Genomic DNA, 12,022 nt, shown 5'->3' with positions numbered 1-12,022 from the left:
TTCATACTCACGGGATGAGCTGTTCGCAAACGCCTGAACGGCGGGCGAACGCCGGTGGCCGCCTACTTCTTCCGGAACTGATCCAGGCTCAGGATCTTGGCGCCACCTTCGGGTGCAGCCTCAGTCGCAGCCTCGCTATGGTCGCCGTCTTTCGCAGCTTCCTCACCGGCGCGCGACGCGGGTTCCGGATTGGGCGGTACCGAAGAAGGACCCGACTTCACGGCAACCAAAGCCGGCGCTGCGTTCGGAACGTCCTTATCGCCGCGGGCCTTGCGCGGCGCTCTCGGTTTTTTGGTTTGCGTGCGCGGCGTTTCCGTTACGTCGACGACGTCGTAGGTCGCATCCGCGCTGATCGCACGCGGCGCGGGCGGCGCATCGCGATCGCTCGCTTCCTCGTCGAACTGCAGCCCGTAGCGAACGCTCGGGTCGATGAAAACCTTGATGGCGGCGAAGGGAACGACGAGTCTTTCGGGAATGCCGTCAAAGGTGAGCTTGACCTCGAACCGGTCCTCCGAAACGATCAGATCCCAGAACCGGTGCTGGAGCACGATCGTCATTTCGGTCGGATATTTTTCCTTGAGCCGCTTCGACAGGATCACGCCCTGCGCCTGCGTAAGGAACGAGATGTAGAAATGGTGCTCGTCGGGCAACCCGGTCTTGACGACCTGCTGCAGTACCGCGCGCACAACGCCTCGCATCGCCTCCTGTTGTAGCTTTGCGTAATCTATGGACGGCCCCGATGCCATGCCTCAGCCTTCAATTCGCGAACACTTCGTTCTGACCTCTGAAATCAGATTTGCCGTCCCGTCAAGTCCCGTCCCCTCAAGTCCGAGTGCCAGGGACATTCTAGGGACATTCTAAAGGGACGCAGTAAAAGTGGAGGGCTTCTGTTGCCCGGTGCCCTCCGGACCGCGCCTTATCCTGCTACGGATAAGGGCTTCAAGTTCAGGCTATTCGCACTGCATTACGCAGCGAGAGCGGCCTCAGCATAGTTGTCATTGGCAACTATTCTGTAAGACCCGATAACGGTGGTATCATGCCGGGCAAAAGCTAAGTCCTTTACGCCTTCGTCGATCCTATTTCGCCCCCATCAGATGCCGCCTCAGCCCGCTCGACGAGCAGTGAAAGGTGGCATGTGGTGGAGGCGCCGGGTACCGCCCCCGGGTCCGATCGGCTTATTACGACCGCGTTTATCGCCATAGCTGGCCGAAGCCAGCACGACGAATATAGGGTGCAATGCTTTCGAAAAAAAGCGTTTCCGCGCCTATGTGCTCGCCACGACGAAGAAATCTGTGATCGGCGGAGCGACGATTGGACAGAGCGATTGGTGAACGAGACCCCCGATTTTGGCCCCGGTTCTGGCGCTGGGCGCCGTGATTTGATCATGGCGCCCCGGCAGGCGGGAGAACTTCACCCCAAGAAATTATAGAGTGAGCGTATCGTCGCAAGATAAGGTCCCGCTCATGATCCGGGGCCTGGGTTGCTTTCAGGGTCGAGCCTAAAATCGAGTGCAAGGTCACGTGCAAAGTCGAGCTCAGATTTGGAAATGGGTGGCGACCGGTGTCTGCCTAGCCGTCGCGATCGTCGTACTGGCGACAGTTTCGGGATACGGCGCCGCCGCAGTCTTCGATATCTGGAGCCAGATCAAGGAGCCTCGCGCCTTCGCGGCCGGTGAACCCGAAGCCCTGATGACGGGACGCGTCGCCATATCGCTCTTCGCTTTTCAGGCAGTGACGGTCGTCTCTGTATTTCTGGCCAATGCTCGCCGCAGGCGCGTCGCGGGCGTGCCCTTTTTGAATTTCGAAATGCCGCCTGGGGGCATCAAGACGCTCGCGCTCTCCGTCGTCGTGCTGATGGCGCTCGCGATGGTCTTCGCCTCCTTTGTTTTCGTTTTCAATCCGGACGCACTGCAGCACGACCTCCAGCCCTTCGCCGAGATGATGAAATCGCGGACGTGGTGGCTCATTCTCCTCGCGGCCGGTATCGGAGCGCCGCTCGCCGAGGAATGCCTGTTCCGGGGTTTGCTCTTCGGAGCCCTCAGGCCTTCGCCGTTGGGATTTACCGGCGCGGCGGTCATCACCGCGGTGACGTGGGCCCTGCTGCATGCCAATTATTCGCTCTATGGCTTGGCTGCGATAACGCTGATCGGACTTTATCTTGCGTGGCTTCGCGAGCGCACCGGGTCGCTATTGACACCGATCGTCTGTCATGGCGCCTACAACTCGATGATCATCCTCTTGATGGCTTTCTCGGCCGGGGGATCGTTCGTCTAGGTGGGCGGAAAGCTCGCCGGAATCGATCAGCGGGCTAGAATCGATTAGTGCTCATCGAATGCAACAATACCTCGACCTGCTGCGCCGCGTGCGAACCGAAGGCGCGAAGAAAACCGACCGCACCGGCACCGGCACCCTTTCGGTCTTCGGCCACCAGATGCGCTTCGACCTTTCGGAGGGGTTCCCCCTCGTCACGACGAAGAAGCTGCACCTGCGGTCGATCATCGTCGAGCTGCTGTGGTTTCTGTCGGGAGCGACGAATACCCAGTATCTGAAGGAGCATGGCGTCAGCATCTGGGACGAATGGGCGGACGCGGAAGGCAATCTCGGTCCGGTCTACGGCAAGCAGTGGCGCAGCTGGGAAGCCCCCGATGGCGCGACCATCGATCAAATCGCAATCGCCGTCGCCGATCTGACGCGCAATCCGGATTCGCGCCGCATCATCGTGACGGCTTGGAACCCGGGCGACCTGTCGAAAATGGCGTTGGCCCCCTGCCATTGCCTTTTCCAGTTCTATGTCACCGACGGTAAGCTCTCGTGTCAGCTCTATCAGCGCTCGGCGGACGTGTTCCTCGGCGTTCCGTTCAACATCGCGAGCTACGCGCTGCTGACGATGATGATGGCGCAAGTGACGGGACTGAAGCCGGGAGATTTCGTCCACACGTTCGGCGACGCGCACCTCTATCTCAATCACCTCGAGCAGGCGGATCTGCAGCTGTCCCGCACGCCGCGCGCGCTGCCTCAGATGAAGATAAACCCCGCGGTGTCATCGATCTTCGACTTCAAATACGAGGACTTCGAGCTGGTAGGCTACGATCCTCACCCGCACATCAAGGCGCCGGTGGCGGTGTAGAACACAGATTTTCAGCCTGCTGAAGGCTGGACCCGGAGGTGGCCGTCCTCTAAACCTCATTTCAAGGATAATGGGGCTGGGGAGGCGCTGGGGATGGGGAAGCTGAGCACGGTAGCATGCGCGGTTTTATGTGCTGCTCAATTCCCGGGATGTGCGACCATTACAAGAGGTACGACGCAAACAGTCGCGATCGACACTCCCGGTGCCCCCGGGGCGACGTGCATGCTGTCCTCGCCGGGAATCGGCTCCAAAAGTATCGTGACACCTGCGAACCTAGTGTTGGACAAGAGCCAACAAAATATTTCGGTGACGTGTAAGAAAAAATGTTATCAGGACGCGGTGGGCATTATTCCCTCCTATACTGAGACCATGACAGCCGGAAATGTTTTGGTTGGCGGCGTCGTCGGACTAGGAGTCGATGCCATTAGCGGCGCAATGAACAAATACGTCGACAGCAACCAGTTCACGATGATCCCTATTCAGGGATGCAAGCCAGAAATTTGAGCGCATTGAAAGTTTCACTTATCGTCGCCGTCTCCGAGAACGGCGTTATCGGCCGCGACGGCGGCTTGCCGTGGCGGCTCTCATCCGACCTCAAGACGTTCCGTCGCCTCACGATGGACAAGCCCATCATCATGGGCCGCAAAACATTCCAATCGATCGGCAAGCCGCTCGATGGCCGCGATAACATCGTCGTCACGCGAGACCCCTCATTCGAGGTGGCCGGTGTCTCGACGTGCGAGACGGTGAGCGAAGCGCTGACCCTTGGACGCGTTCTCGCGACGACGCGCGGTGCCGAAGAGATCATGGTTATCGGCGGTGCGGCGATCTACGACGCGGCATTTCCGGTCGCAGATCGGATCTACTTGACCCGCGTCCATGCGGTAGTTGACGGTGACCGTCATTTCGCGCCGCTCGACGCTGCCCAGTGGCAAAAAGTCAGCGAGGAGGCGCTACCAAATGGCCCTCGCGACGACCACGCGTCGACGCTAATCGTTTACGATCGCCTGAAAACATCGGCATAAGAAGCGACACGCCGCACTTGAAGGCTCGCGCGGAGCCACCAAATTGCAATTAGCCAAAAAAAGCGGAATTTGCGATCGATCGGGCCCTGCCCTATAAGCTCCGCGAAATCTCTTTTAACGACGTGGCTCAACCCTTTGTGGTGCATGTCTAACAATCGGCGACAGCGATCTGTTGCCGGCGTATTCAAAGCGGGGGTCGCGATTTCACTTTTCAACTCAAATTCGATGAGGCCCTGAGTTATGCCCTGGACGAGTCAAGGCGGTGGCGGCAACCCCGGTGGGAATGGCGGCGGCCGCAAGGGCGGTGGTGGCCCGTGGGGCCAAGGACCCTGGGGGCCTTCTGGCGGCGGCGGTGGTGGTGGTAAAGAACCGCCCGATCTCGATGAGATTCTGCGCCGTGGCCAGGATCGCGTGCGCCAAGTGATGCGCGGCGGCGGTGGCAACGGCAACGGTAGCGGCGACTTCGGCGGCGGCGTACCGAAACCCTTCCTTTTCCTGATCGCGATGCTGCTGCTTGCAGGCGTCTCGTTCTACGGCTTCTTCTTCCGCGTCAATCCGGACGAGCAGGGCATCGTCATGCGGTTCGGCAAGTTTGACCGGTGGGAGCCGGCGGGCCTGCATTTCCGCTGGCCTTATCCGATCGAGGAAGTTCGCCTGCCGAAGGTTACGCAGCAGCGTACGATCGAAGTCGGCGCCGGCCGCAGTGTTATCGGCGGCCAGGATAGCGGCTTGATGCTGACGGGAGACGGCAGCGTCGTCGACGTTCGCTTCGTCGTTTTCTGGCGCATCAGCCCTGAATCGGATCCGGTAACCGGAGAGACGGGCGTCGAGCAGTACATGTTCAACATCGCCCAGCCCGAGACGACCGTTCGTGAGGTCGCCGAGAGCGCCATGCGTGAAGTTGTCGGTCAGTCGGCCCTTCAGCCGCTTCTGACTGGCGGCCGTCAAAAAACGCAGGAAGACGTGCGTAATCTGATGCAGAAGACGCTCGATTACTATCGTGCCGGCATCAAGATCGATCAGATCCAGCTCAAAGAGGTCGACCCGCCGCAGGAAGTCATCAGTTCATTCCGCGAAGTCGCCGCTGCCGGTCAGGAGAAGGAAACCCTGGTCAAGCAGGCTCAGACTTATCAGGACCAGGTGACCCCGCGTGCCCGCGGCGATGCCGACCGCATCGTTGCCGCCGCCGAAGGCTACCGCGATCAGACGATCGCCGAGGCGACGGGTCAGGCCGCCCGCTTCACCAAGGTCTACGACGAATACAAGAAGGCGCCGGACGTTACGCGCGAACGGCTTTATCTCGAAATGCAGGAACGCGTTCTGTCCGGGGCTGACAAGATCATCCTCGATCAAAAGAGCGGCGGCCAGGGCGTAGTCCCGTACCTGCCGCTGGAGCAGCTCCAGAAGCGCGACCAGCAACAGCCCGACGGAGCGAAATAATATGCGAGCGTTCTTCGCTTTTATCCTGACCGTTCTCGGTCTCGCAGCGCTGGGGCTCTACGCCTCCGCCTTCATCGTGCACCAGAACGAGCAGGCGCTCGTGCTTCGCTTCGGTAATCCGCAGCAGGCCATCACGACGCCTGGCCTGAAGTGGAAGGTGCCGTTCATCGATACCGTCGAGAAGTTCGACAAGCGCATCCTTGATCTCGATACGACCGAGCAGGAAGTGACGGCGTCCGATCAGCAGCGATTGATCGTCGACGCTTACGCCCGCTATCGCATCACCGACCAGCTCAAGTTCTATCAGAACGTGCGCACCGAGGATCGCGTTCGCGAGGTCGTAGGCCCGCTGATCGAATCTGAAATCCGCCGTGTTCTTGGTTCTGCAACTCTGCAGGAAGTCGTCAAGGACAAGCGCGAAAGCCTGATGAAGCTGATCGCCGCGCAGGTGAACAAGGAAGGCCGCGACTACGGTCTTGAAGTCGTCGACGTCCGCATCAAACGCGCTGACCTTCCGAAGGAAAACCTCGTCAAGGTCTATGACCGGATGCGGGCCGACCGTGTTCGCGAGGCGACGGAGCTGCGCGCCCAGGGCGAAGCGGAAAGCAACCGCATCCGCGCCAACGCCGACAAGGACGTGACGATCATCAAGGCGACGGCGACGCAGAAGTCCGATGAAATCCGCGGCGACGGCGAAGCCGAGCGCAGCAGGATCTTCGCGGACGCCTTCGGCAAGGACCCGGAATTCTTCCGCTTCTATCGGTCGATGCAGGCCTATACGACGGCTATCAAGCCCGACGACACCCGCTTGCTGCTGACGCCTGACAGCGAGTTCTTCCGGTACTTCCAGGACCCTAACGGCAAGGAGCCGGCGTCGCGGGCTCCTGCCGACCAGCGATGAACGATCTCCTCGCAGGGCTGGGCTTCGCACTCGTCCTCGAGGGCCTCCTCTGGGCCGCCGCGCCTCAAAAGGCGCGGCGGGCCCTTGAAGAAATTTCAAGTTTCAGCAATGGCCGCATCCAGGCCTGCGCCGTCGCCGCAGTGGCGCTCGGCGTTTTTGTCGTTTGGCTGGCCCGGGGATGAGCCAGCGATGAGCCCAGGGACGCGCCGAGGGACGCACCCAGGGACGCACCAGGGATAGGGCTGAAACGACCAACTTATCCCCCCGCCTTGACGGTATGCTAAAGTTGCCATGTTGACGCTTGGATGTTGCGCCAATAACGCCTGTTAATCCGGTACCTGGCCGAACGGCCCCCCACCCGGCCGAACGAGCGTACGACACGATCAGCCCCTGGAGTTTTCGCGATGATGAAGAAACGTTCGGCGCTTCTTGTCAGTGTTGGCTTCGTCGCGCTGTGGGGCTCAGCTGGTGCAGGACCGGCTCTAGCAGCAGAATTCGCGAACGGACCGGCGTCCGTCGCACCCCTCGCCAAGCGTCTCGAGGATGCGGTCGTCAACATCGCGACGTCTCAAACCGTCAAAGGCCCGGCCGGCAACCCGCTGCCGAAGGTTCCGAAGGGTGCACCCTTCGAAGACTTTTTCGATGACTTCTTCAACAAGCGCGGCGGCGTTCCCCACGGCGACCGCAAGGTCTCGTCGCTCGGCTCGGGCTTCGTGATCGACGGCAAGGAAGGCCTGATCGTCACCAACAACCACGTCATCGAAGGTGCCGAGGAGATCGACATCAACTTCCATGACGGCTCCAAGCTCGTCGTCGAGAAGATCATCGGCCGCGACACCAAGGCCGACCTCGCGCTTTTGAAGGTCACGCCGAAGAAGCCGCTTGCGGACGTGAAATTCGGCCCATCCTCGCAAATCGACGTCGGCGATTGGGTCATGGCCATCGGCAACCCGTTCGGCCTCGGCGGATCGGTTTCGCTCGGCATCATCTCGGCGAAAAGCCGCGACATCAATTCCGGGCCCTATGACGACTACCTGCAGACCGACGCGGCGATCAACAAGGGCAACTCCGGCGGCCCGCTGTTCAACATGAATGGCGAAGTCATCGGCGTGAACACGGCGATCATCTCGCCGACCGGCGGATCGATCGGCATCGGCTTTGCGGTCCCGTCCGACACCGTCGCGAAAGTCATCGACCAGCTGAAGCAGTACGGCGAAGTACGGCGCGGCTGGCTCGGCGTCAAAATCCAAACCGTGACCGACGACATCGCCGAAACGCTGGGATTGCCTCAAAACACAGGCGCTCTCGTTGCGGCCGTAACGCCCGGCAGCCCGGCTTCGAAAGCGGGGCTCGAAGCGGGCGACGTCATTTTGCGGTTCGACGGCAAGGACGTGACGACGATGCGCGGCCTGCCGAAGATGGTCGCCCAGGCTGAGGTCGGCCAAGCCGTCGACCTCGAGCTTCTCCGCAAAGGTCAGAAGCAGAACGCGCAAGTGACCGTCGGCCGTCTCGAAGACGACGACGATAACGCCAGCGACCTCAAAAACGACCTCGGCAAAGACGCTGATCCAAAGGGCTCGACCATCATCGGGCTGACGCTCTCGCCCCTGAGCGACGACCTTCGCAAGAAGTACAATCTGGACGACAAGATCAAAGGCGTCGTCGTTGAGCAGGTCGATCCGCAAAGCCCCGCCGCGAGCAAAGGCCTGAAGCCGGGCGATGTCATCGTCGAAGCGGGGCAGGACAGCGTCTCCGAACCCGACGACGTCGCGAAAAGCGTCGAAAAGGTCAAGAAGGCCGGCCGCAAGGCCGTGCTGCTTCGTGTCGAGGACAGCAAGGGCGATCTCCGCTTCGTCGCAGTGCCGTTGTCGTAACCCGCGTGCTATCGGAACCAGAAATTCTCGGCAGGAGGTAATTCGTGTCCAAAGGTCACGGCATTCTCGATACGATTTTCGACCAGCTATCGCCCGTGCATCCCGATGGACACAAGTTCGTCGGCATCGCCGCCGCGGTAACGCTGCTGTTCTTCTTCCTTTATCCGCCGCTCGGATGGATCTGCGCGGGCATTACCGCATGGGTCATCTATTTCTTCCGTGATCCGCAGCGCGTCACCCCGCTGAGACCGGGCCTCGTCGTCTCCGCCGCCGACGGCAAGATCTCCGGCATCGAGAAAGTCGTGCCGCCCGCCGAGATGGGCCTCGGCACGGAGCCGCGCACCCGTATTTCGACATTCCTCTCGGTGTTCGACGTTCACATCAACCGCGCGCCGATCGCCGGCCGCGTCGTCCGCTCCATCTACGTGCCGGGCACATTTCTGAACGCCGCTCTCGACAAGGCGAGCGAGGACAACGAACGCCGGCTTATCGTCATCGAGACCCCAGCCGAAGGCGACGTCGGCGTGGTGCAAATCGCAGGACTTGTGGCCCGCCGCATCGTGACCTTTTGCGAGGTCGGTGACACACTCGGAACCGGCCAGCGCTTCGGTTTGATCCGTTTTGGGTCGCGCGTGGACGTTTATCTGCCCCCCGGCAAAAACGCTCTCGTCAGCGTTGGTCAGCGTGCTGTTGCAGGCGAGACGGTTTTGGCAGATCTTCAATCGATCGAGCCGGAACGCGAAGCGCGTAACGCCTGAGGCCGTGGCGCCGCGCTGTTGAAACTTGAGGCATGGACCATAAGGAGCCTGCCATGGATGCGGACGAGCCATTCATCGAGACCGAAACGCGCCGTCGCAGGCGCCGGTCTCTGTTCCGTCACCGGCGCGTGCCAGTGCGGATGCTGGTGCCGAATTTCTTTACGCTCCTCGGTCTGTGCGCCGGCCTGACATCGATCCGCATGGGGATCGAAGGCCGGTACGATCTGGCGCTGGCGGCGATTGTCTTCGCCGCCTGTCTCGACGGGATCGATGGCCGCATCGCCCGGCTCCTGAAGGCTTCATCCCGTTTCGGCGCCGAGCTCGACAGCCTCGCCGATTTTGTGAACTTCGGCGTCGCTCCGGCTTTTCTGCTTTTCAATTGGGGTCTCGGTGACCTGAAAAGCGCAGGCTGGATCTGCGTGATGATCTTCGCGCTTGCCTCCGCCCTTCGCCTCGCACGCTTCAATGCGGCGCTCGACGATGAGAAGCCGAAGTGGCAATCGAACTACTTCATGGGCATGCCGACGCCCGCAGCGGCAATTGTCCTGCTGCTGCCGGTCTATCTCGATCAGCTCGGCCTCGCCGACATCAAAACGCAGTGGGCGTTGAAGGTCGTGCTCGTCTACACGGTGTTCATCGCCTTCATGATGGTGTCGTCGATCCCGACATACTCCGGCAAGCTGGTCGGCGAGCGCGTGGGACGGGAATGGGTGCTGCCGATATTCGTCGTCGCCATCGGCATCGTCGCGTTCCTGTTCACCTACCCCTACGAAACGCTGACTGTGTTGACGCTGATTTATCTCGGCTTCATCCCCGTGAGCTGGCGGAACTTCCGCGACAGGAGCGAGGGCGAGAGCGCAGCCGCCGCCGCTGCGCAGGCGGCTTCTCCTCAACCGAGCGAAACGCCCGCGCCACAGCAAGGTACGGGGCGCATCTTTACCTTCCGCCCGACCGATCCGGCGAAATAAATGCGCTGGCGGCCGGCTTGCGGAACGCAAGTCGCCAGCGCGAGATGACAACGACAAGGCTGGCGGCCGGCTCGCGGAACGCGAGTCGACCGAACATACCGTCATCCCGGCGAAGGCCGGGATCCAGGCAATGCGCAGCATGTCGGTGCTCGCGGCCCGCGCGGAGCAAACCCGCCACCCCCGTATTGCCGAAGCCTGTCTGGCGACCTTCGTCGGCATGACGGTGGGTAGGGACGTCCCCGGCTCATGCCGCGACTTCCCCCTTGTCATCCCGGCCGAAGCGCAGCGCAGAGCCGGGACCCAGGGCCACAAGAGAGATGGGTCCCGGGTCTCGCAAGATGGGCTCGCCCGGGACGACAACTTTGCCTGCCGAGGCACGCGGCGGAGCCCGCTTATTCCATCATCCCGGCGAAATAAATGCGCTGGCGGCCGGCTCGCGGAACGCGAGTCGCCAGCGCCCCAGATGACAACGACGCTGGCGGCCCGCTCGCGGAACGCGGCTAGCCACCACGCCCGTCACTTCGTCTCTTCGGGCTGGCGATGATAGATGTCGTCGGTGCGCATGATGTCGTCCTCGCCGAGGTACGAGCCGATCTGCACTTCGATGATTTCGACGGGAACCTTGCCGGGATTTTGCAGCCGGTGCCATTGCGTCGCGAATATGTAGACGCTCTCGTTCTCGCGCACGAGCTGCTCCTTCTCGCCGATCGACACCTGCGCCGTCCCCTGCACGACGATCCAATGCTCCGACCGGTGATGATGCATTTGCATGGAGAGCATGCCGCCGGGCTTCACGTGCAACAGCTTCACCTGAAACCGCGGCCCGATGTTGAGCGTCTCGAAGTAACCCCACGGCCGGTAGTTTCTGAGGTGCTGCTCCTGCTCCTTGCGGTTCGATTGCTTCAGCCGCTGCACGATCTTGGAAACATCCTGCGTGCGGCTCTTGTCGGCGACGAGCAGCGCGTCCGGCGTGTTGACGATGATGAGATCGTTGACGCCGATCGTGGATACCAGCGCGCGCTCGGAATGCACGTAGCAATCCGACGTATCCTCGAGCACCGCTTCGCCCTTGATGAAGTTGCCCTTGTCGTCGCGAGGCGCGATGTCCCACAGCGACGACCACGAGCCGACGTCGTTCCAGCCGACGTCCATCGGCAGGATCGCCGCCGCCCGCGTCTTCTCCATCACCGCGTAGTCGATTGAGATGTTGGGCGACGCCGCGAAGCCGGCGCGGTCGAGGCGCAGGAAGCCGAGGTCTTCCGTCGCCCCCGCCAGCGCCGCCCGCGCCGCCGCGAGGATTTTCGGCTCCAGCCGCTCGATCTCGGCGAGATACGTCTTGGCGTTGAGCGCGAAGATGCCGCTGTTCCAGAAATAGCCGCCATCGGCGAGATAGCGCTCGGCCGTGGCGCGGTCGGGCTTTTCGGCGAAGCTCTCGACGGCGAACGCATGACCGTCGAAACCCGCGAGCGCCGCGCCGCGCTTGATGTAACCGTAACCCGTATGCGGTTCCGTCGGCTTGATGCCGAAGAGGACGAGCTTGCCCGTCGCCGCGACCTCCGCCGCGCGCCGGATGTTCTTAGCGAACGCCGCGCCGTCTTCGATGACGTGATCGGACGGCATGACCGCGAGAACGGCGTCCGGATTGTCGGCAAGCGCAATCAGCGCCGCGACCGCGATGGCCGGCGCCGTGTTGCGCGCGATGGGCTCGAGCACGATGGCGCGCGGCTCGAGGCCGGCGCGTTCCAACTCCTCGCGCACCAGAAACCGGTGATCGTTGTTGCACAGCAGGATCGGTCGCTCGAAACCCTCAGGCGCCGGCAGCCGCCCGAGCGCCGCGCCGAGGAACGACGCGCTTTGACCGTTGAAGAAACGAATGAACTGCTTCGGATACATCGCCCGCGACAGCGGCCACAGCCGCGTCCCCGAGCCG

At 61.8% G+C, this 12,022-nt stretch carries 12 protein-coding genes and 1 other RNA gene; 10 read left to right on the top strand and 3 right to left on the bottom strand.

Annotated features, from left to right (window positions below; all coding sequences use genetic code 11):
• Window positions 1–62: 62 nt before the first annotated feature.
• Both BM399_RS13120 and ssrA read right to left on the bottom strand, forming a co-directional pair.
• Entirely contained in the window at window positions 63–746 is a 684-nt protein-coding gene (locus BM399_RS13120; RefSeq protein ID WP_092868250.1) for an SspB family protein, read from the bottom strand.
• A gap of 129 nt (window positions 747–875) precedes the next feature.
• Window positions 876–1,256, bottom strand: a transfer-messenger RNA (tmRNA) gene (ssrA, locus tag BM399_RS13115).
• Window positions 1,257–1,520: 264 nt separating this feature from the next.
• Here ssrA and BM399_RS13110 point away from each other — a divergent pair.
• From BM399_RS13110 to pssA, 10 genes are all read left to right on the top strand, one after another.
• The gene (locus BM399_RS13110; protein WP_092868249.1) at window positions 1,521–2,273 is read left to right on the top strand and encodes a CPBP family intramembrane glutamic endopeptidase; all 753 of its coding nucleotides are present in this window, start codon (window positions 1,521–1,523) and stop codon (window positions 2,271–2,273) included.
• 58 nt (window positions 2,274–2,331) lie between these two features.
• A complete protein-coding gene (locus BM399_RS13105; protein ID WP_092868248.1) occupies window positions 2,332–3,126 on the top strand; it encodes a thymidylate synthase in 795 nt (264 codons plus the stop codon).
• A gap of 93 nt (window positions 3,127–3,219) precedes the next feature.
• The gene (locus tag BM399_RS13100; RefSeq protein WP_092868247.1) at window positions 3,220–3,630 is read left to right on the top strand and encodes a hypothetical protein; all 411 of its coding nucleotides are present in this window, start codon (window positions 3,220–3,222) and stop codon (window positions 3,628–3,630) included.
• A gap of 5 nt (window positions 3,631–3,635) precedes the next feature.
• Window positions 3,636–4,151, top strand: a complete 516-nt coding sequence (locus BM399_RS13095) for a dihydrofolate reductase (protein ID WP_425284078.1) — start codon at window positions 3,636–3,638, stop codon at window positions 4,149–4,151.
• Window positions 4,152–4,391: 240 nt separating this feature from the next.
• Window positions 4,392–5,591, top strand: coding sequence for an FtsH protease activity modulator HflK (hflK, locus tag BM399_RS13090; RefSeq protein ID WP_092868245.1), 1,200 nt, complete (start codon window positions 4,392–4,394; stop codon window positions 5,589–5,591).
• A gap of 1 nt (window position 5,592) precedes the next feature.
• A complete protein-coding gene (gene hflC, locus BM399_RS13085; protein ID WP_092868244.1) occupies window positions 5,593–6,492 on the top strand; it encodes a protease modulator HflC in 900 nt (299 codons plus the stop codon).
• Window positions 6,489–6,674: a DUF2065 domain-containing protein gene (locus BM399_RS13080; RefSeq protein WP_092868243.1), complete on the top strand. Its 186-nt coding sequence runs from the start codon at window positions 6,489–6,491 to the stop codon at window positions 6,672–6,674. The genes hflC and BM399_RS13080 overlap by 4 nt, the downstream gene beginning before the upstream one ends.
• 222 nt (window positions 6,675–6,896) lie before the next feature.
• Entirely contained in the window at window positions 6,897–8,366 is a 1,470-nt protein-coding gene (locus BM399_RS13075; protein ID WP_092868242.1) for a Do family serine endopeptidase, read from the top strand.
• Between the two features lie 44 nt (window positions 8,367–8,410).
• Window positions 8,411–9,124 (top strand): phosphatidylserine decarboxylase, encoded by a 714-nt coding sequence (locus BM399_RS13070; RefSeq protein ID WP_092868241.1) that lies wholly within the window; start codon window positions 8,411–8,413, stop codon window positions 9,122–9,124.
• A 53-nt stretch (window positions 9,125–9,177) separates the two neighbouring features.
• Complete coding sequence (pssA, locus tag BM399_RS13065; RefSeq protein WP_092868240.1) at window positions 9,178–10,092, top strand: CDP-diacylglycerol--serine O-phosphatidyltransferase; 915 nt, start codon at window positions 9,178–9,180, stop codon at window positions 10,090–10,092.
• A 516-nt stretch (window positions 10,093–10,608) separates the two neighbouring features.
• Here the strand turns inward: pssA and BM399_RS13060 are convergent.
• A partial coding sequence (locus tag BM399_RS13060) for a mannose-1-phosphate guanylyltransferase/mannose-6-phosphate isomerase (protein ID WP_244531244.1) occupies window positions 10,609–12,022 on the bottom strand: 1,414 nt, incomplete at its 5' end.

The sequence above is a fragment of the Hyphomicrobium facile genome (assembly GCF_900116175.1).
Lineage (GTDB): Bacteria > Pseudomonadota > Alphaproteobacteria > Rhizobiales > Hyphomicrobiaceae > Hyphomicrobium_B > Hyphomicrobium_B facile.
The sequence above is the reverse complement of the archived record's forward strand: the minus strand, read 5'-3'. Positions and strand labels throughout refer to the sequence as shown.

Excerpts from the sequence above, each read along its gene's own strand:
- BM399_RS13120 (WP_092868250.1), bottom strand. The coding sequence starts at position 746 with ATGGCATCGGGGCCGTCCATAGATTACGCAAAGCTACAACAGGAGGCG.
- BM399_RS13105 (WP_092868248.1), top strand. The coding sequence starts at position 2,332 with ATGCAACAATACCTCGACCTGCTGCGCCGCGTGCGAACCGAAGGCGCG.
- BM399_RS13100 (WP_092868247.1), top strand. The coding sequence starts at position 3,220 with ATGGGGAAGCTGAGCACGGTAGCATGCGCGGTTTTATGTGCTGCTCAA.
- hflK (WP_092868245.1), top strand. The coding sequence starts at position 4,392 with ATGCCCTGGACGAGTCAAGGCGGTGGCGGCAACCCCGGTGGGAATGGC.
- hflC (WP_092868244.1), top strand. The coding sequence starts at position 5,593 with ATGCGAGCGTTCTTCGCTTTTATCCTGACCGTTCTCGGTCTCGCAGCG.
- BM399_RS13080 (WP_092868243.1), top strand. The coding sequence starts at position 6,489 with ATGAACGATCTCCTCGCAGGGCTGGGCTTCGCACTCGTCCTCGAGGGC.
- BM399_RS13075 (WP_092868242.1), top strand. The coding sequence starts at position 6,897 with ATGATGAAGAAACGTTCGGCGCTTCTTGTCAGTGTTGGCTTCGTCGCG.
- pssA (WP_092868240.1), top strand. The coding sequence starts at position 9,178 with ATGGATGCGGACGAGCCATTCATCGAGACCGAAACGCGCCGTCGCAGG.